The 279-nt window shown below is 71.3% G+C and carries 1 pseudogene; it reads right to left on the bottom strand.

Annotation, left to right across the window (positions count from 1 at the left end):
- Window positions 1-223: pseudogene (locus ON31_RS37490) on the bottom strand (phage terminase small subunit P27 family); the annotation flags it as partial.
- Window positions 224-279: the final 56 nt, after the last annotated feature.

Genomic DNA, 279 nt, shown 5'->3' with positions numbered 1-279 from the left:
CCAGCGCGGCCCGGTCCTCTTCTTTGAGCAAGTCGAGACGACTCAGCCCCGGTACAACGCGCTTCCACTCGGCCTTGGCCTCGCGCGAGAGCCAGGTCGGCGGCGTCGGCGGGATGCGCCGGAACGCTGGCGGCGGGGTGACGGCCCGGCCGCCGCTGTCGCGGCCTTCGGATCGGCCTTTGAGCAGCCGCAGCGCGGCCGGGGCGGCGGATGGTCCGGGCATGGGCACCTCCCCGTTTTTCCTGGTCAACCTGAGCGCGAGAAATGAGAGTTACCGCG

Origin of the sequence: Nocardia otitidiscaviarum NBRC 14405 (assembly GCF_000308635.1) — a bacterium.
Lineage (GTDB): Bacteria > Actinomycetota > Actinomycetes > Mycobacteriales > Mycobacteriaceae > Nocardia > Nocardia otitidiscaviarum.
The sequence above is the reverse complement of the archived record's forward strand: the minus strand, read 5'-3'. Positions and strand labels throughout refer to the sequence as shown.